Origin of the sequence: Longivirga aurantiaca, assembly GCF_042660085.1 — a bacterium.
In the GTDB taxonomy this organism is placed as follows: Bacteria; Actinomycetota; Actinomycetes; order S36-B12; family CAIYMF01; genus Longivirga; species Longivirga aurantiaca.
Genome location: NZ_JBHSTI010000008.1, coordinates 504,096 through 521,210, shown reverse-complemented (window position 1 = coordinate 521,210; position 17,115 = coordinate 504,096). Strand labels below are relative to the sequence as shown.

Annotated in this window: 17 protein-coding genes; 7 read left to right on the top strand and 10 right to left on the bottom strand. The window is 71.9% G+C overall.

All coding sequences use genetic code 11. The annotated features are described in order from the left end of the window. Positions 1–17: 17 nt before the first annotated feature. Positions 18–569 (top strand): carboxymuconolactone decarboxylase family protein, encoded by a 552-nt coding sequence (locus tag ACFQGU_RS06420; protein ID WP_386764861.1) that lies wholly within the window; start codon positions 18–20, stop codon positions 567–569. 112 nt (positions 570–681) lie between these two features. Here the strand turns inward: ACFQGU_RS06420 and ACFQGU_RS06415 are convergent, their stop codons facing one another. Both ACFQGU_RS06415 and ACFQGU_RS06410 read right to left on the bottom strand, forming a co-directional pair. Next, complete coding sequence (locus ACFQGU_RS06415) at positions 682–1,929, bottom strand: hypothetical protein (protein ID WP_386764859.1); 1,248 nt, start codon at positions 1,927–1,929, stop codon at positions 682–684. Beyond that, on the bottom strand, positions 1,920–2,453 hold the full coding sequence (locus tag ACFQGU_RS06410) for a SigE family RNA polymerase sigma factor (protein ID WP_386764857.1): 534 nt from the start codon (positions 2,451–2,453) through the stop codon (positions 1,920–1,922). The genes ACFQGU_RS06415 and ACFQGU_RS06410 overlap by 10 nt, the downstream gene beginning before the upstream one ends. 212 nt (positions 2,454–2,665) lie before the next feature. Between ACFQGU_RS06410 and ACFQGU_RS06405 the strand changes: the two genes are divergently transcribed. Next, positions 2,666–3,646 carry a DUF389 domain-containing protein gene (locus tag ACFQGU_RS06405; protein WP_386764855.1) on the top strand — a complete coding sequence of 327 codons (981 nt, stop codon included), beginning with the start codon at positions 2,666–2,668 and terminating at the stop codon, positions 3,644–3,646. 15 nt (positions 3,647–3,661) lie between these two features. On the opposite strand, the gene ACFQGU_RS06400 is transcribed toward ACFQGU_RS06405, so the two are convergent. The 4 genes from ACFQGU_RS06400 to ACFQGU_RS06385 form a co-directional block, all read right to left on the bottom strand. Beyond that, complete coding sequence (locus ACFQGU_RS06400) at positions 3,662–4,111, bottom strand: hypothetical protein (RefSeq protein ID WP_386764853.1); 450 nt, start codon at positions 4,109–4,111, stop codon at positions 3,662–3,664. Between the two features lie 322 nt (positions 4,112–4,433). Further along, positions 4,434–5,012 carry a hypothetical protein gene (locus tag ACFQGU_RS06395; RefSeq protein WP_386764851.1) on the bottom strand — a complete coding sequence of 193 codons (579 nt, stop codon included), beginning with the start codon at positions 5,010–5,012 and terminating at the stop codon, positions 4,434–4,436. A 182-nt stretch (positions 5,013–5,194) separates the two neighbouring features. Continuing rightward, on the bottom strand, positions 5,195–5,977 hold the full coding sequence (locus ACFQGU_RS06390; RefSeq protein ID WP_386764849.1) for an MBL fold metallo-hydrolase: 783 nt from the start codon (positions 5,975–5,977) through the stop codon (positions 5,195–5,197). Between the two features lie 35 nt (positions 5,978–6,012). Further along, positions 6,013–6,156 (bottom strand): hypothetical protein, encoded by a 144-nt coding sequence (locus ACFQGU_RS06385; protein WP_386764847.1) that lies wholly within the window; start codon positions 6,154–6,156, stop codon positions 6,013–6,015. A gap of 278 nt (positions 6,157–6,434) precedes the next feature. Between ACFQGU_RS06385 and ACFQGU_RS06380 the strand changes: the two genes are divergently transcribed. The 5 genes from ACFQGU_RS06380 to ACFQGU_RS06360 all read left to right on the top strand — a co-directional run bounded on the left by ACFQGU_RS06380 (position 6,435) and on the right by ACFQGU_RS06360 (position 12,418). Further along, positions 6,435–6,950: a DUF6328 family protein gene (locus ACFQGU_RS06380; RefSeq protein ID WP_386764845.1), complete on the top strand. Its 516-nt coding sequence runs from the start codon at positions 6,435–6,437 to the stop codon at positions 6,948–6,950. Positions 6,951–7,031: 81 nt separating this feature from the next. Further along, positions 7,032–10,118 carry an FtsX-like permease family protein gene (locus ACFQGU_RS06375; RefSeq protein ID WP_386764843.1) on the top strand — a complete coding sequence of 1,029 codons (3,087 nt, stop codon included), beginning with the start codon at positions 7,032–7,034 and terminating at the stop codon, positions 10,116–10,118. Then, positions 10,115–10,978 (top strand): ABC transporter ATP-binding protein, encoded by an 864-nt coding sequence (locus tag ACFQGU_RS06370; protein ID WP_386764841.1) that lies wholly within the window; start codon positions 10,115–10,117, stop codon positions 10,976–10,978. The genes ACFQGU_RS06375 and ACFQGU_RS06370 overlap by 4 nt, the downstream gene beginning before the upstream one ends. Continuing rightward, complete coding sequence (locus ACFQGU_RS06365; protein ID WP_386764839.1) at positions 10,975–11,610, top strand: ABC transporter ATP-binding protein; 636 nt, start codon at positions 10,975–10,977, stop codon at positions 11,608–11,610. The genes ACFQGU_RS06370 and ACFQGU_RS06365 overlap by 4 nt, the downstream gene beginning before the upstream one ends. Before the next feature lie 106 nt (positions 11,611–11,716). Further along, positions 11,717–12,418, top strand: coding sequence for a gamma-glutamyl-gamma-aminobutyrate hydrolase family protein (locus ACFQGU_RS06360; protein WP_386764837.1), 702 nt, complete (start codon positions 11,717–11,719; stop codon positions 12,416–12,418). A gap of 77 nt (positions 12,419–12,495) precedes the next feature. Here ACFQGU_RS06360 and ACFQGU_RS06355 read toward each other — a convergent pair whose 3' ends face one another. From ACFQGU_RS06355 to ACFQGU_RS06340, 4 genes are all read right to left on the bottom strand, one after another. Beyond that, a complete protein-coding gene (locus tag ACFQGU_RS06355) occupies positions 12,496–13,248 on the bottom strand; it encodes a thioesterase family protein (protein ID WP_386764835.1) in 753 nt (250 codons plus the stop codon). A 171-nt stretch (positions 13,249–13,419) separates the two neighbouring features. Next, positions 13,420–14,184 carry a 3-oxoacyl-ACP reductase gene (locus tag ACFQGU_RS06350; protein ID WP_386764833.1) on the bottom strand — a complete coding sequence of 255 codons (765 nt, stop codon included), beginning with the start codon at positions 14,182–14,184 and terminating at the stop codon, positions 13,420–13,422. Between the two features lie 6 nt (positions 14,185–14,190). Continuing rightward, the gene (locus ACFQGU_RS06345) at positions 14,191–15,558 is read right to left on the bottom strand and encodes an aldehyde dehydrogenase family protein (RefSeq protein ID WP_386764831.1); all 1,368 of its coding nucleotides are present in this window, start codon (positions 15,556–15,558) and stop codon (positions 14,191–14,193) included. Positions 15,559–15,709: 151 nt separating this feature from the next. After that, a complete protein-coding gene (locus ACFQGU_RS06340; RefSeq protein ID WP_386764829.1) occupies positions 15,710–17,095 on the bottom strand; it encodes a glutamine synthetase family protein in 1,386 nt (461 codons plus the stop codon). Between the last annotated feature and the right edge of the window lie 20 nt (positions 17,096–17,115).

Sequence of the window (17,115 nt, the reverse complement as noted above, 5' to 3'; positions counted from 1 at the left end):
AGGGCCACAGTGGTCCTGTGGACGACGCGCCCCGAAGCCTCGCCGAGCTCGCCACGTGGCTGCCGGCGTACGCAGCCGACACGTCCCGCAACCTCGCCGCCGTCGTGGTGGCGCCCGGCGCGCACCTGACCCCGCAGCAGCACTGGGGCTGCGTCCTCGCGGCCGCGGCCGCGGTGCGCTCCCCCAGCGCCAGCCCGGCGCTCGCCGGCGAGGCCCGCGCCCGGCTGCCCCGCGAGCTGGCCGACTCCGCCCTCGCCGTCGCCTCGGTGATGGCCGGGCACGCCGTCTACTTCCGCGCCCGCCACTTCCTGCACGGCGCGTACGACGACCTGCGGGCGGGCCTGCGGTCGTCCGCCACGATCGCGCCGACCACGCCGAGGGCCGACGTCGAGCTCTGCTCCGTGGTGGTGGCGGCGATCCACGGCTGCGAGGCGTGCATCGGTGAGCACGAAGCCGGGGCGCGCAGCGCCGGCGTCACCCGCGAGGCCGTGAACGACGCGCTGCGCATCGCCGCCGTCGTCGCCGCGGTCGCGGCCACCCTCGACGCCGACCCCCTCGTCAGCAGCTGACCCGACCGGCCGGCACCCGGGTCGCGGCGCCCTGCTACCGCGGGCGGACCCGGGCAGGACGACCACGGGCCCGCTGCGACGTCGCAGCAGGCCCCGGTCGTCCTCGAGGTGGTCAGGTCGACGATCGCACCCACGTCGAGGTCGAGTAGAGGGCGAGGTGCATGGCTTCCTCCGGAGGCGCCGCACGGTCGCTGTTCTCCGTGCTCGAGACGGTCGCCCAGGTCAGCTCATCGCCCTGCACCGAGACCGTGCTCAGGGTGACCAGCGGCGGCGAGCCGGTGGTGGTACCGGTCACGCGTCCGCCGTCGCGGACGTAGGTGTGCACGTCCACCAGCGCGCGGGTGCCGTCGGAGGCCACGGAGTAGAGGCGGTACCACGTCGGGTCGATCCACAGCTCCCAGGTGAGCGGCTGGCCGGAGTCCCCGATCTCCTGCAGCACCTGCTCCGTCGATGCCTCCAACCCGGCGGCAGCGAGCACCTGCGTCACGTCCTCACCCGAGAACGAGGTCGTCCATACGCCGACCATCGGGTTGACCGTCGCGAAGTCGAGGGTCACGGAGTCGAGCATCGGGTCGAACTGCGCGATCCACGCCGCAGCATCGGAGTTCGACGGCGGAGTGCGCGTGAGGATCACCAGCGGGTTCGAGGAGCCGACGTCGACGACGGCCATCCGAGTGGCGACCCCTTCGAGGAAGTCCCAGCAGTCGTCTGTGGTGCCGTCGCCCGCCTCGCAGCCGACGCCGTCGGGCACGTCGGACAGCGGCATGACGGTCATGACGGTCGCGGGCCGGCCGTCGATGGTCCGATCGATGCGATCGGAGATCGTGGCCTTGCTGCTCGCGACCAGGGAGTCGAGATAGTCGAGGTATGCGTCGTAGCCCGGCATCGCGGTGTCGGTCCGCTCCTCCAGGCCGAAGGGATCCAGGACCGACAGCGACAGGAACGTCAGCCCGATGCAGACGTCGCCCTCGCACCGGTTCCACGTCACGTGGCGCAGGTTCTCCGACGTCGGTTCGTCCAGAGCCTCGGCGACCCACAGGGGCGGTCGAGCGGTGAACGGGAAGGCGAACTCGCTGCTGCGGAACGTCTCCGACGCCGTCGGCGAGGGGATCGGCGTCGGATCGGCGGGCTCCGGGGCGGCGACGGGGCGGCCGACGGCGAGGTAGGCGATCGCGGCGACGGCGGCCGTGGCGGCGAGGGCGCCGCCCGCCACCATCCACCGACGCCGGCCGCGGTCGACGTCGTCGAGGCGGCTCTCGAGGATGTCGCGTCCTTCGTTGAGGTCTGTGTTCATCGCAGTCTCCCGGGCTTCATCGCGCAGCGCGGTGACGAGCGTGGACTCGAACAGGTTCATGCCCATGCCTCCATCCGCTTCTGCAGGGCGGCGGTTGCCCGGTGGGCGTGCTTCTTCACCGAGCCGGTCGAGACGCCGAGCCACACAGCGATCTGCTCCTCGGAGAGGTCGAGGTAGTAGCGCAGGACGATGACCTCGCGCTGGCGCTGCGGGAGGTCCCGCACCGCCTCCATCAGGTCGTCGCGCCTGCGGTTGTCGACTCCGGCGCTCTCGGCGGAGTCGACGGTGCCCGCGTCGGGCAGGGTGAAGGAGCGTTCGGTGAACCGCCGACGGACCCGCGAGCGGGCACCGTTCACGACGCTCCTGTTGAGATAGGCGACGGCGGCCTGCGGGTCCCGCAGGGTCCCCCACCGTCGGTAGAGCTGCTCGAAGGCGTCCTGGACGACCTCCTCCGCCGTCTCCCGGTCGTCGACCATGAGGCCGGCGAGCCCGACGAGTCGTCGGTAGTGCACGTGGAACAGCGCAGCGACCGCCGCGCGCGGCGAACGCGGGAGGTCGGCGGACCCCCACGACTCGTCGGCGCCTCTCATGGCAGCCCCTTCCGGCTCGAACGTCAGGGATAGGACGTCCGAGCCGCTCCGAGGTTGACACGCACCGGGCCACGACCTGATCTGGATGACGAAAGTCGCTCCCCGCAGCGAGTTTCACCACCACGAACGCACCCCGGGGCGGGAGCATGGGCGCCGACGACCTGGGAGGGACGACCATGCCGACACCGGTGAGGGCTGACGACGTCACACGCATGACCGATGCGCTGTTCATCGAGAAGTCGTGGAAGAGCCCGTCAGCCAGCAAGTTCTGGGTGCTGCTCGTCCTCGCGACCATCATCGCTACGGCAGGCGTGATCGCCGACAGCACGGCATCGGTCATCGGCGCCATGATCGTGGCGCCGCTCATGACGCCGATCCTCGGCATCGCGCTGGCCACGGTCCTGGGCGACCGCCCTGCGCTCCTGCGCAGCGTCGCCTACGTCGTCGGGGGCGCCCTCGTGGTGGTCGCGCTGGCCTGGCTGATCGGCGCGATCGGGTTCAACGTCGACGACTACCGCACCAACTCGCAGGTGGCCGGGCGCATCAGCCCGCGCCTCATCGACCTCATGGCGGCGCTCGCGACAGGCACCGTCGGTGCGTTCGCCCTTGTACGCCGCGACATCAGCGACGCGCTACCCGGTGTCGCGATCGCGATCTCGCTCGTGCCGCCGCTCGCGGTCGTGGGGCTGCTCCTGCAGGTCGGCCGTTTGACCGACGCCGCGCAGGCGCTGCTGCTGTTCGGCACCAACGTCGCCGCGATCATCGCGACGGGCACGATCGTGCTGGTGCTCTACAAGGTGCGCGAGATCGCCAAGCAGTCCGGACAGGTCCACGGCGGGCTCGGCAAGGGGACCATCGCCGTGATCTGCGCCCTCATCGTGGTGGTGCTGGTGCCGCTCGGCATCGGCTCGCTCAACGTCGCCTACGACCAGCTCGCCCAGCGCGACGCCACCCCCATCGCGCAGAAGTGGGCCGACAAGGCCGGGTGGCAGGTCACCACGGTGCAGGTCGTGAACCGCCAGATCATCGTCACGGCGCTCGGTCCGCCGCCCGAGGTGGAGGTCGACAGCCTCCGCGTCGCCCTCAACGACGCGGGCTTCGGCCTCGAGGACCTGGTCGTGCGTCTCGTCGTCGGCGGCACCCGGCTCTGCCCGGCGGGCGGTACGACCTGTGCGGTGCCCGAGAGCCAGTGACCGGGTTCAGCCTGGTCAGGCACCCAGCGACCGGCCCACGGGCAGGTTCATGGGACTCAGGGCCAGGGCAGCCGCGGTCTCGGGGTTGTGGTTGACGGCGAGCAGCGATCGCAGCGAGCGGTCGACCCGGTCGGCGGCGGCACCGATGGAGGTGCCGTCGAAGGGGACCACCAGGAAGTCGCCGGGGCTGATGGCTGCGCCGGTCCACGTCTCCAGATCATCGTCGCCGTCGCGGTGCTCGACACCGGATGGCAGTGTGAGGCCGGCGGCGGTCAACGCGGACGGCAGGACCGGGCCGATGACCAGATCCACACCGCGGGTGCACACGGTGGTCGCGAGCTCGAGTGCCAGGGCGATGGAGGGCAGGTCGCCCGGGGCGACCTCCCGGGCCCCCGCGTACAGGATCACGAGCCCGACGATCAGGTAGCCGAACGCCGGGGTCGACCGGAACGCGGTCCAGTCCATCGGCGGGACCCCGTGCACGTCGGCGGCGCAGGAGCCCCCGGTCGTCCGGCACATCCAGCATGGAGCGAGAAGGGAGCAGTGGACGGCGCACCCCTGAGGGTGAACGGCACTACCCGACGAGGACGACGAGCGGCGTCACTCCCCGCAACGGCGGCACTTGAACTCAGCGACGTCGTCCTCGGACGTGTGCGTGTCACCACCGACGGCTGCCTGGGAGGGGGAGGCGCCGACCACCCCCGGGCAGACAGGCGACCGCCCCGGCGCTGCGAAGGCGGCGTCCGGGGCGGTGCTTCGGTGTCGAGGGCGCTGCGCCCTCAGCCGATCAGTGCAGCCAGGTCGGGGTGTGGCTCTCCCACCAGCGGCCCAGACCCCAGTAGCGACCGGCGCCGACCAGCATGAGCAGGATCAGCGTCGCGGAGTAGATGATGTGGTCGTCGACGATCGGGTTGTTCGAGGCCTCGATGGTCCCGTCCTCGAGCGTGATCTTCGCCCACGGTGCGAGCGCGAGCCACATGCTCATGAGCAGGATGGCGGAGCCGATGCTGGTGATGCGCATGGCCAGGCCGAGGATGAGGCCGACGCCTGCACCGAGCAGCGCGAGCATGAACAGCCAGTTCATGAACCCTGCCGGCGAGCTCGGCGCGAGCCCGTTGAAGAAGCTGGCCATCGGGCCCTCAGGGTTGACGCCGAACTTCAGGAACCCAGTGGTCGGGCTGCCCTCTCCGGCGCCGAACAGCCACGCCTTCTCGGTGGCGTAGCCCAGGCCGAACGCCTTGTCCAGGAAGGCCCACAGGAAGGTGAAGCCCAGGAGGATTCGGACGACAGCGGCCCACTTCTGTGCGGACGTGCTGGTGATCTGGTCTGCGGCCTCGACGCTTGGCCGCTCGATCGTGGCGGACATGGGAACTCCCCTGCAGTCACGGTCCCGAGGTCGTCGGGCCGTTGCCCTGTGAGGGCGCCCTCCCGACCGGACCTTCTGGGTGAGGGCCGGGAGTTCTTCCGAGCGCTCTCAAGAGAAGAGTGAACCTGTGGCGCTCAGATATCCTGCCTTCAACTACATTGTGGCGCACGAGACACCCGTTATTACCCGCGGGTACGCATCCTGTTCGCCGCTCTCTCGAGGTTCGCTGCGTGGAGATCGGCCATGTCCGCGATGCGCGTGTCGTCGCTGGCGCCGAGGCGCACGACGGCGTCGAGGTAGCGGGCATCGGCGTCGTAGCGCTCCATCGGACGGCTGCTCACAGAGCCGTGGCCGGGGACCAGCAGGTGCGAGCGCGACACCGAACCGCGCAGGCGCTCCAACCCACCGAGGTAGTTCGCGAGGTCCGTGTCGTCCTTGTCGGGCATGGGCAGCTCGATGTCGCTGAGCATGTCTCCAGCCACGAGCAGTCCGAGGTCCGGCAGCTCGAGCGCCAGGTGATGCGGCGCGTGCGCATGGTGGACGTGCACGACTGCCGTCGGTCCGGTCCACTCCAGCAGCTCCCCGTCGATGGGGCGGAGGTCACGAGCAGCCAGGTCGACCAGGTCGTCGGGCAGGTCGCCGCGCAGCGGTGCCACGACTCCGTCGCGATCGGCGTCGACCATCGCGATGGTGCCCGGTGTCGCCCAGCGCGGCACGTCGCCGAGGTCCGGGTGCCACATCACGTGGTCGTAGTGCACGTGGGTCGACAGGCCCGCGACGCACCGGACACCCAGGGACGCGAGGTCGGCCGGGATCGCGGCCAGCTCGTCCGGGTCCCATGACGGGTCGATGACGAGGGCACCGCCGTGCCCGTCGAGCAGCACGGTGGAGTTGGTGGCGTAGCGACGCGACTGGGCCACCCACACGCCGGAGGTCACCTCGACGAGGCGCAGCAGGTGGGTCACGCGGCCAGTGTGCCGTCCATGGCGGCTGGGCGGGATCAGTACGGAACGATGCCGCCGCCCGCGATGCCGTTGGGGTAGGTCTCCTTGCTGCACCTCGAGCAGACGAGGTACCGGTCGCCCAGGTCGTTGGTCCGGACGTTGTTGTCATGCATCCCGAACAGGCATCGAAGGTCCTTCATGACCCAGCTCCTCCGCGAGCGACCCCCCGTGACAGCGATCGACGCCGGCTGGCGTCCGCTGGCGTGGCCCGGGCCCTCCCATCCGCCGCACGCCTCCCAGCCTCGGCGGAGCCGAGGCGCGCACAGACCTCACAGACCTCAGTGTGATACCGCCGTGGCCTCGGGCGAAAGCGCGATTTCCTGCGGAGCCACGCTCCTGGCCAAGTGGGTACGGCGGAGTCGTTTCGGCGCGCCGGCTTCCGGGTACGGGGCGGGCACACGTGACCGGAGGCGGCTCGATGGACGACGCGCGACTCGACGACCACCGCAGGTCCACGCCGACGCGCGACGAGACCGAAGCCGAACGGGCCGACCGCAACTACGGCGAGCAGCTGCAGGAGATGCGCGTCGCGCAGACCGGCGTGCAGCTGCTGCTCGGGTTCCAGCTGACCATCGCGTTCACGCAGCCGTTCGGGTCGCTGTCGGCGTCGCAGAAGGACCTCTACCTCGTCAGCATCGCCGCCAGCACCGTCGCGATGCTCTGCCTCATGGCACCGATCGTGATCCACCGGTTCCTCTTCGGCCGCGGCCAGAAGCCGCGGCTCGTGCGGGCGACGCACGTCCTGACCCTCGTGGGCATGGTCGCGCTCGCCTTCGCGGTGACCGGCTCGGTCACCCTCGCGGCGTGGGTGGCGGCGGGCGGGAGCGTCGCCGCCTGGTTCGCGGGGATCACGGCCGGCGGCGCACTGATCATGTGGCTCGTGCTGCCCACCGCCCTGCGCACCGGCCGGCGGCCCACGGGCACCGTCCGGTAACGGCGTCGGGATCCGGCCGGGGCTGCGGTTAGGGTCGGAGACCGCACCGGCACCGGTGCCGGTCGATGCGGAAGGGGGCGCGTGAACCAGCTGCGGCTCGCGCTGCGCGCGTTCCGGTGGCGGCGCGGTGGCTCCCTCGTCGTGCTGGTCGCGGGAGCACTCACCGTTGCGGCCGCGGCGCTCGGCCCGCTGTTCTCCGCTGCCGCCGCCGAGTCGGTGCTGCAGGACCGCCTCATCCAGGCGGACACCGCCGACACCACGATCGCCTTCTACCTGAAGACCGACGTCTCCTACCCTGCGTCGGTCTCGGTCGTGGTCGACTCGCAGAACGAGCGCGGCACCGTGCCGGGCTACGGCCCGCCGGTGGCGGAGACCGTCGTCGAGACCACGGGCACCCCGGCCGAGGGTCTCGCCGCCAAGACCAAGGCTGTCTGGCGCGACGGCGTGTGCGACCACCTCGTGATCGTCGACGGCCGGTGCGGCGACGGCACGAACGAGGCGGTCGTCAGCGCGCGCGCGGCGGAGTCGGTCGGGTGGGTGGTGGGCACAAAGGTCACGCTCGACGAGCTGCGTCAGTACGACAACACCGCGACCGGCTCCGACATCGCGACCACCCCGGCCGTGGTCACCGTCGTGGGCACCTACCGGCCCGCCTCCACGGCCGACCCCTTCTGGGCCGGACGCATCTACTTCTCGTTCTACCCGAACGGCGACGGCCCGAACACCGTCGACTCGGTGTTCGTGTCGAAGGACCTCTTCCCCACGCTCGTGCACCCGACCCCCGGCACCATCGCCGCCGACCTGATCCTGTCCGAGCCGCGGGAGCTGCGGGTCGCGGACGTGCCCGCACTGCGCACGGCGGTGGAGGGCTACCTCGGCCCGGAGAGCGACGGCCCGAAGCCGACGACCAACGTCCTCTCGGTGCTCGACGCCTTCGAGGCGGAGCGCGCCACCACGGCCCTCGCCGCCGGCATCGTGACCGCGCAGCTCGCACTGCTCGCCTGGCTCCTGCTCTACCTGGTCGTCACCGACACGAGCGAGGCGCGCGGCAGCGAGGTCGCGCTGGCGAAGCTGCGCGGCCTCCCGCCTCGCGCAGTGGCAGCGGTCGCGCTGCGGGAGCCGATCGTGCTCCTGCTGCTCGCCGCACCGATCGGCCTTCTCCTCGCGTACGGGTTCGTCACCGTGCTCGCCAAGGCCGTGCTGGCAGCCGACGTGCCCGTCGTCATCACGCCCGGCACGCTGATGGCGGTGGGCCTCGCGTTCCTCGGCGGTCTCGCCGCCGCGGTCCTCGCCTCGCGGCGCATGTTCACCCGCCCCGTCCTCGAGCAGTGGTCCCAGACCACCGAGTCCGGTGGCAGCCGACGCGGGGTCGTCGTCGACGTCGTGCTCGCGATCGTGGCCCTCGGCGGGTTCGTCGTCCTGGCCACCCGATCGCCGTCCGACGAGAGCAGCGCCTCAGCCGCCCTGGGCTGGCTCGCCCCCGGCCTGCTCGTCATCGCCGCCGGGCTGCTCCTGGTGCGCCTGGCCCGGCCCGTCCTCGGCGCGCTCGTCCGGGGCACGCGCGCCTCCTCGCGCCTCGGGCTGTTCCTCGGCTCGCGCCAGGCCGTACGCCGCCCCGCCGGGCTGCGGCTCGCGGCGCTGCTCGCCGTCACGCTCGGCCTCGCGACGTTCGCCGTCGACGCCTCGGCCGCGGCCGCCGCGGGCCGTGAGGTGCGCGCGGGCGCGGACGTCGGTGCGCGGACCTCGGTGGCCGTCCAGCTCGACCCGCAGCGCGACCTCGTGCAGGCCGTGGAGCAGGCCGACCCCGAGGGCCGCTGGGCCATGGCGGTGGCCGACTGGATCCCCTCCGGCGGCCTGTCCGGGCGCCTGCTGGCGGTGCAGCCCGAACGCCTCGCGGCCGTGGCCGCGTGGTCGGACGAGTACGGCCCCATCTCGGCAGCCGACGCCGCCGCGCTCATCTCGCCCGTCCTGCCCGACCCGGTCGCGATCACCGGCACCCGCGTGCGCGTGCGGATCACGTCCGGGCCGGTGCAGAGCGCCTCCACCAAGGTGCTGGTCGCCTATCGCGGCACCACCGACGTGCCGACCTTCACGCTGAGCTCGCCGCTGCGCGAGGGCACCCACGACTACGAGGTCGAGGTGCCGTGCGACGAGCAGAAGTGCACGCTCAACGGCATCGCCCTCGACCGCGCGCGCGACGCCGCCACGTCGTCCCTCGACCTCACCATCGTCTCGGTGCAGCAGGGTGACGGCTCGAGCTGGCAGGACCTCGACGCCGGCTTCGGCACGCCCGGCACCTGGCGGGTCACGGCGTACACCGGCGATCCAACGGGCACGCTCGCCTTCGCCGGCTCCGGCCTGCGGTACACCGCCGAGCTGCCCGCCTACGTGTCGCCGTGGCTCCAGTACGCCGAGGTGCCGTCCCCCCTCCCGCTCGTGACGGCCGAGACGATCGCGCCCACCGGCGCCGAGCTGCGGTTCGTCGACGGAAACGGCCGCGACGTGCAGGCCGTCTCGGCGGGGGCGAACACGATCCTCCCGTTCGTCGGCAGCCGCGGATCCATCACCGGGCTGCAGGCGCTGACGCGGTCCGCGCAGCAGCTCGCCGACGACGCGAACTGGGCCGTGTGGCTGGGGCCCGACGCCCCGCCCGACGCGATCGAGCGGCTCACCGCCGCCGGCATCACGGTCGACGGCGTCCGGACCCAGGCCGAGCGCCTCGACCAGCTCGACCGCGAGGGGCCGGCGCTCGCCCTGAGGCTGCTGCTCGTCTGCGCTGTGGTCGGATCCCTGCTCGCAGCGGGCGCGCTCGCGATCAGCGTCGCGGTCACGGGGCGCCGCCGGTCGTACGAGCTGGCCGCGCTGCGCGCGGTCGGCGTACCTCGCCGGTCCCTGCTGCGCGGGTGCGTGCTCGAGCAGGCGCTGCTTCTGGGCACGGGCCTCGCCGTCGGCGTGCCGGTCGGCCTCGTGGTCGCGCGCCTCGCGCTGCCGCTGCTGCCGCAGACGTCCTCGGCCACGCTGCTGCCGCTGACCGTCGACATCCAGACGGCTGCGGTGCTCCTCTTCACCGTCGTCACCGCTGCACTGCTGCTGCTGACCGCCGTCGTCGGCGGCATCGCGCTGCTGCGCCAGGCTGTGCCCGAGCGGCTGCGGGAGGTGGCGGCATGACGACGACCACGCTCGAGACCGGCCTGTCGCTGCACTGCGAGCGCGTCGGGCACGTCTACAGCACGCCGACCGGCGACACGGTCGCGCTGCAGGACGTCACGCTCACAGTCCGCGCCGGCGAGACGATCGCCGTGCTCGGCCCGTCGGGCTCCGGCAAGTCCACGCTCCTCGCGGTGATCGCGGGGCTGCTCGCGCCGACGTCCGGCCAGGTGTGGGTCGGCGGCGACGAGATGACGGCGATGTCCGAGCGCGAGCTGCTCATGCTGCGCGCGCACAGGCTCGGCGTCGTCGTGCAGGACCCCTCGCGCAACCTGCTGCCGTACGGCACGGCCGAGGACAACGTGCGGTTCGCCCAGCGGGGCGTTCGCGGTTTCCGCCGCGCCTCGCTCCCGACGCCCGCGGTGCTCCTGCACGCCCTCGGGCTCACGCACCTCGCCGGCCGTGCGGTCGGCGGGTTCTCCGGCGGCGAGCAGCAGCGGCTCGCCGTCGCGATGGGCATGGCGACGTCGCCCGGGCTGCTGCTCGTCGACGAGCCGACCTCGCAGCTCGACAAGGCCAACCGCGACGCCGTCGTCGAGCTCATCGCGGCGGTGGGCCGGCAGTTCGGCACGACGGTCGTCGTGGTGACGCACGACCCCGAGGTGGCCGAGCGGCTCGGCCGCACCATCACCATCACCCAGGGCCGCGCCGACGACGAGACGCAGCACTGGCAGCAGCACGTCGACGTCGACCTCGACGGCCGGGTGCAGCTCCCGGACGACGTTCTGCGCATGCTCCCGCCAGGATCGCGGGTCCGCGTCGTACGCCGGCCCGACGGCGTCGAGCTCGTGCGCGAGGACGAGACCGAGGGGGGCCGATGACCCGGATCGTGTCGGCCGAGTCGCTGCGCTACGAGCCCGCCGGGCGCGTCGTGCTCGACGACGTCTCGGTGAGAGCGGAGGCCGGCGAGATGCTCGCCGTCACGGGCCCGTCCGGGAGCGGCAAGTCGAGCCTGCTCGCACTGCTCGCGGGCCTCGCCGTCCCGTCGGCCGGCCGCGCGCTCGTGGACGGCCGCCCGGTGCTCGACGGCCTCGACGCCCGCCTCGGCCTGGTGCTGCAGGGATACGGGCTCGTGTCGGTGCTGACGGCGGCCGAGAACGTCGAGGTCGCGCTGCAGGCGCTCGACGTGCCCGCCGCCGACGTGCGTTCACGCGCCCTGGAGGCGCTGGTGTCGGTCGGCCTGGGCGACCTCGCCGAGCGCTCGGTCGAGGAGCTGTCCGGCGGCCAGCGCCAGCGCGTCGCCGTCGCACGGGCCCTCGTGACGGAGCCCGACGTCGTCCTCGCCGACGAGCCCACGTCGCAGCAGGACGGCGGGACCAAGCTGCGCATCCTCGCGCTCCTGCGCGACGCCGCCGACCGCGGGGCGGTCGTCCTCGTGGCCACGCACGACCCCGAGGTGGTCGCGGCGTGCGACCGCGAGACCGCGCTGCACGACGGCCGGCTCGTCGTCTGACCCGTCGCCGCGACCGGCAAGGCCGGCCGACGATTGCGCGGATCCCTGCGCGACATGGCCGATCGCTTGCGGACGGCGCACGCACCGATCGGGGATCATGTCCGCCATGCGACCGGTGATCGGGATAAGCGGCTACGGCGAGCAGGCGCGCTGGGGGGCGTGGGACGTGCCCGCGGTCGTCCTGCACCGCGCGTACATCGACAAGCTCGAGCGCTCCGGCGCAGCGGTCGTGGTCCTTCCCCCCGTGTGGGACGCAGCCAGCGTCGACGCCGCGGTCGCGCGGCTCGACGCGGTGGTCATCGCCGGCGGTCCCGACATCGACCCGGCGTACTACGCGGCGGCGCCGCACGAGACCTCCGACATCCCCCGGATCGACCGCGACGCCACCGAGCGCGCGATCTACCGGTCGGCGCGGGAGCGCGCGCTGCCGGTCCTCGGCATCTGCCGAGGCATGCAGATGATGGCCGTCGACAGCGGCGGCTCTCTCATCCAGGACCTGCCGTCCGCCGGGTTCGGCAGCGTCCACCGAGAGCAGCTCGGCGCCTACAGCGAGCACAAGGCGTCGTTCGCGCCGGGTTCGCTCGTCGCCGCGATCCTCGACGCCACCGAGGCGGTCGTGAACTCGAGCCACCATCAGGCGGTGGCCGACGCCGGCTCGCTCACCGTCACGGGGTACGCCGAGGACGGCACCATCGAGACGCTCGAGGATCCGTCCGCGCCGTTCGTGCTGGGCGTGCAGTGGCACCCCGAGCAGATGGACGACAGCCGCCTCTTCGACGCCCTCGTCCGCGCCGCCACCCCCTCCTGACACCCACCCGCTGAGACTGATCGTTCCGTCGCTTCCCAGGCCGGGTAGCGACGGTTCGGTCAGTGCGAGCGCACGGGTCAGGCGGGAATGACGACGGCGGTCTGGCGGGAGCTGGCCACCAGCTGGCCGTTGGCGTCCCAGATCCGTGCGGTCTCGTCGGCGATCCCGTCGCGGATGGTCTCGCAGCGCGCCTCGAGCACCAGCGGGCCGACGAGCTCGCCCGGGTAGAGCACGACCTGCGCGGCGACGGTGGGCAGCTGGTTCCAGAAGTGGACGAACCACGGGGTCGGCGGCAGGAGGTCCCAGGCCGCCGCGACGAGGAACGTGTCGGCGGGGCTGCCGTCGCGATAGGCGATGTGCCCGTGGACGACGGCCCGCTCGAGGGCCGGACCGCCCGCGATCGCTTGCCCCTGGGCAGGATCGAGCCGCAGCTCGACGTGCCTCAGCACGTCCATGCCCGGCTGCGCCGCGAACTCCGAGGCACCGGAGTCGACGCAGTCGTCCCATCCGGGGACGATCGGTGCCTCGGCGTGCTCGAGCGAGCGCAGGTCCGGAGCCGGTGTCCCGGCGGTCACGAGCGACTCGAGCAGCAGCGTGCCCTCGCGGCTGAGCCGCACCCGCGCCGTCGACAGGCGACCGCGGCGCAGCACGTCGACCTCGACGTCGGCCGGTCCGCCGCCGCGCGCGGCGGCCAGGTAGTGGGTGCTGATCGTCAGCGGCGTCGCGCCGTCCAGCGCCTCGGACGCGGCCTGCCCGCAGACGGCTGCGAGGTAGCCGCCGTTGAGGTGCCCGGTGATCGTCCAGCGCGGGTCGAGCTCGATCTGTGCCATGACGACCACTGTAGGAAGCCGCCCGGACAGGGATGCGCCCCGGGCTCCGTATGAGGAAGTCCGGGGCGCATCGGTCGCGATGGCCTACGGCGGCGTCACTCCCCCACTGGCTCGTCGGCTTCGCCTCCTCGCCAGCGGGGGCCCAGCCGGTCACTGACCGGGCGTGACGGTCTAGAGCGGAGTCACGTAGGCACCCGAGATGCCGCCGTCGACGAGGAAGTTGCTCGCGGTGATGAACGACGAGTCGTCACTGCCGAGGAACGCGACGGCCGCCGCGATCTCGGACGGCTCGGCGAACCGGCCGAACGGGATGTGCACGAGACGCCGCGCAGCGCGCTCGGGGTCCTTGGCGAAGAGCTCGACGAGCAGAGGGGTGTTGACCGGCCCCGGGCTGAGCGCGTTGACGCGGATGCCCTCGCGGGCGAACTGGACGCCGAGCTCGCGGCTCATCGCGAGCACGCCGCCCTTGGACGCCGTGTACGAGATCTGCGAGGTCGCCGCACCCATGGTGGCGACGAACGACGCGGTGTTGATGATCGAGCCCTTGCCCTGTGCCTGCATGTAGGGGATGACCTCCTTGCAGCACAGGTAGACCGAGGTCAGGTTCACCTTCTGCACGCGGTCCCAGGCCTCGATGCCGGTGACGAGGATCGAGTCGTCGTCGGGCGGCGAGATGCCGGCATTGTGGAACGAGACGTCGATCGAGCCGTACGTCTCGTGCGCGGTCCGGAACATGCGCGCGACGTCGTCGGCGTCGGTGACGTCGGCCTGCACGGCGAGGCCGCCCACCTCCTCGGCCACAGCACCGGCGGAGTCGAGGTTCATGTCGACCACGACGACCTTCGCGCCCTCGGAGGCCACGCGCTGCGCAGTCGCCTTGCCGATGCCGCTGCCGCCGCCCGTGATGACGACGACGCGATCGGTGTACCTGTCCACGATGGGTCAGCCTTCCGTTGAGATGAACACGTTCTTGACCTCGGTGAACGCGTGGAGCGCGTCCGGTCCGAGCTCGCGACCGAGGCCCGACTTCTTGAACCCGCCGAAGGGCGTCCAGTAGCGGACCGACGAGTGCGAGTTGACCGAGAGGTTGCCGCTCTCGATGCCGCGGCTGACGCGCATCGCGCGTCCGAGGTCGCGCGTGTAGATCGAGCCCGAGAGCCCGTACGGAGAGTCGTTCGCGAGGCGGATCGCGTCGGCCTCGTCGTCGAACGGCAGCACCGCGACGATCGGCCCGAACGTCTCCTCCTGCATGAGCGGGTCGTCGTGCGAGTCGGGGACGACCACGGTCGGCGGGAACCAGAAGCCCGGGCCGTCCGGCACCGTCCCGCGGATCACGACGTTGGTCGAGTCCGTGATGTACGCCGAGACGCTGGCGTGATGGCCGCGGCTGATGAGCGGGCCCATCTCGGAGGTGTCGAGGCTCGGGTCCTCCACGCGCACACCGAGGACGGCGGGCTCGAGGAGGGCGAGGAACTCGTCGAGCACCGAGCGCTGCACCAGGATCCGCGAGCGCGCGCAGCAGTCCTGGCCGGCGTTGTCGAAGACGCCGTACGGCGCGGACGCGGCAGCCTTGGCGAGGTCGGCGTCCGCGAAGATGACGTTCGCGCTCTTGCCGCCGAGCTCGAGGGTCACCGGCTTCACCTGACGGGCGCAGCCCTCGGCGACCCGGATGCCGACCTCGGTCGAGCCGGTGAACACCACCTTGGCGACGTCGGGGTGGGTCACGAACCGCTCGCCCACGACGGAGCCCTTGCCCGTGAGGATCTGGAACACGTCCTCGGGCAGGCCTGCCTCGAGGGCGAGCTCTCCGATGCGCATCGCCGTGAGGGGCGTGAGCTCGGCCGGCTTGAGCACCACCGTGTTGCCCGCTGCCAGCGCCGGCGCGAAGCCCCAGCCCGCGATCGGCATCGGGAAGTTCCACGGCACGATCACGCCGACGACGCCCAGCGGCTCGTGGAACGTGATGTCGACACCACCGGCGACGGGGATCTGGTGGCCGAGGAGGCGCTCGGGCGCTCCCGAGTAGTAGGCGAGCACGTCGCGGACGTTGCCCGCCTCCCAGCGCGCGTTGCCGATCGTGTGACCGGAGTTGCGCACCTCGAGCTGCGCGAGCTCCTCGAGGTGGTCGTCGACGACGGCCGAGAAGCGGCGCAGCAGCCGGGCCCGGTCGCCGGGGCTCACCTGCCGCCAGGTCTCGAAGGCGCGACGGCTGCGCGCGATGGCGGCGTCGGTCTCCTCGAGGGAGAGCGACGGCACCGAGGCCACGACCTCCTCGGTGACAGGACTGATGACGTCGTGCAGAGCGGTCACCGGGACCAACGCCCCTTTCAAGATCAGCAGTACGGGTCAATGAGTGCAGTTCAACTGCCTTGATCATCCCTCAGGGTCAAAGAGTGCAGTTCAACTGCTCTCGGTGACCCGTAGTCGTGATCATGGGCGGGGTCGTGATCGTGGGCGGCGGCTAGAGGCGCTCGAAGCCGCGGTAGCGCTCCCAGTCGGTGATGGCACGGCCGAACGCGTCGAGCTCGATGCGGCCCATGTTGGCGTAGTGCTCCTGCACGTCCTCGCCGAAGGTCTCCGCCACCCACTCCGAGCCGGACCAGAGACCGACGGCCTCACCGAGCGAGGTCGGCGCCTTCGCGCCGCCGGACTCGTACGCGTTGCCGGTGAACTCCGGCTTCAGCTCGAGGCCCTTCTCGATCCCGTCGAGGCCGGCGGCGATCATCGCGGCGACGGCGAGGTACGGATTCACATCGCCGCCCGGGATGCGGTTCTCGAGGCGGAGGCCGGCCTTGCGGCCGACGAGGCGCAGCGCGCAGGTGCGGTTGTCGCGACCCCACTCGATCGAGGTCGGTGCGAACGAGCCTGCCGAGAAGCGCTTGTACGAGTTGATGTTGGGCGCGTAGAGCAGCGACAGCTCGCGCAGGTGCGCCGCCTGACCTGCGATGAACGAGCGACCGACGTCGGACATCCCGTGCTCGGTGTCGGACTCGTCCGACATCACGAGCGAGCCGTCGAGGCCGCGGAACGACAGGTGGATGTGGCAGGAGTTGCCCTCGCGCTCGTTGTACTTCGCCATGAACGTGAGGGCGTAGCCCTCCTGGGCCGCGATCTCCTTCGCCGCCGTCTTGTAGACGACGTGGTTGTCGCACGTGGTGAGCGCGTCCTCGTAGAGGAACGCGATCTCGTGCTGGCCGAAGTTGCACTCGCCCTTGGCGCTCTCGACCTGCAGCCCGGCCTCGGCCATCGCCAGACGGATGCGGCGCAGCAGCGGCTCGACGCGCGACGTGCCGATGATGGAGTAGTCGACGTTGTACTGGTTCGACGGGTGCATGTCGCGGTAGCCGCGGGCCCATGCGTCCTCGTACGTGTCGTTGAACAGGATGAACTCGAGCTCGGTGCCCACGAAGGCGCCCATGCCGGCGTCGGCCAGGCGGGCGAGCTGGCGCTTGAGCACCTGGCGCGGCGACGCCGCCACCTCGCGCCCGTCGAGCCAGTGGACGTCGGCCTGCACCATCGCGGTCGCGGGGTGCCACGGCACACGGCGCAGGGTCGCCAGGTCGTGCGCCATGACGAAGTCGCCGTAGCCCGACGTCCAGCTCGACATCGCGTAGCCCTCGACGGTGTTCATGTCGACGTCGACGGCGAGCAGGTAGTTGCAGCCCTCGGTGCCGTGCGGGAGCACGTACTCGACGAAGTACGGCGCATGCACGCGCTTGCCCTGAAGGCGGCCCTGCATGTCGGTGATCCCGACGATGACGGTGTCGATGCGGCCGTCGGCCACCTCGGCCTTGAGCTGGTCGAGGGAGAGCGGTGCGCCGGCGGCGCCCGAGCTGCTGGTGCTCATGCGTGGTCCTCCTGGACGGG

Coding starts and splice junctions, on each gene's coding strand:
- ACFQGU_RS06415 (WP_386764859.1), bottom strand. CDS start 1,929: ATGGGCATGAACCTGTTCGAGTCCACGCTCGTCACCGCGCTGCGCGAT.
- ACFQGU_RS06410 (WP_386764857.1), bottom strand. CDS start 2,453: ATGAGAGGCGCCGACGAGTCGTGGGGGTCCGCCGACCTCCCGCGTTCG.
- ACFQGU_RS06405 (WP_386764855.1), top strand. CDS start 2,666: ATGACCGATGCGCTGTTCATCGAGAAGTCGTGGAAGAGCCCGTCAGCC.
- ACFQGU_RS06400 (WP_386764853.1), bottom strand. CDS start 4,111: ATGGACTGGACCGCGTTCCGGTCGACCCCGGCGTTCGGCTACCTGATC.
- ACFQGU_RS06395 (WP_386764851.1), bottom strand. CDS start 5,012: ATGTCCGCCACGATCGAGCGGCCAAGCGTCGAGGCCGCAGACCAGATC.
- ACFQGU_RS06385 (WP_386764847.1), bottom strand. CDS start 6,156: ATGAAGGACCTTCGATGCCTGTTCGGGATGCATGACAACAACGTCCGG.
- ACFQGU_RS06380 (WP_386764845.1), top strand. CDS start 6,435: ATGGACGACGCGCGACTCGACGACCACCGCAGGTCCACGCCGACGCGC.
- ACFQGU_RS06370 (WP_386764841.1), top strand. CDS start 10,115: ATGACGACGACCACGCTCGAGACCGGCCTGTCGCTGCACTGCGAGCGC.
- ACFQGU_RS06365 (WP_386764839.1), top strand. CDS start 10,975: ATGACCCGGATCGTGTCGGCCGAGTCGCTGCGCTACGAGCCCGCCGGG.
- ACFQGU_RS06360 (WP_386764837.1), top strand. CDS start 11,717: ATGCGACCGGTGATCGGGATAAGCGGCTACGGCGAGCAGGCGCGCTGG.
- ACFQGU_RS06355 (WP_386764835.1), bottom strand. CDS start 13,248: ATGGCACAGATCGAGCTCGACCCGCGCTGGACGATCACCGGGCACCTC.
- ACFQGU_RS06340 (WP_386764829.1), bottom strand. CDS start 17,095: ATGAGCACCAGCAGCTCGGGCGCCGCCGGCGCACCGCTCTCCCTCGAC.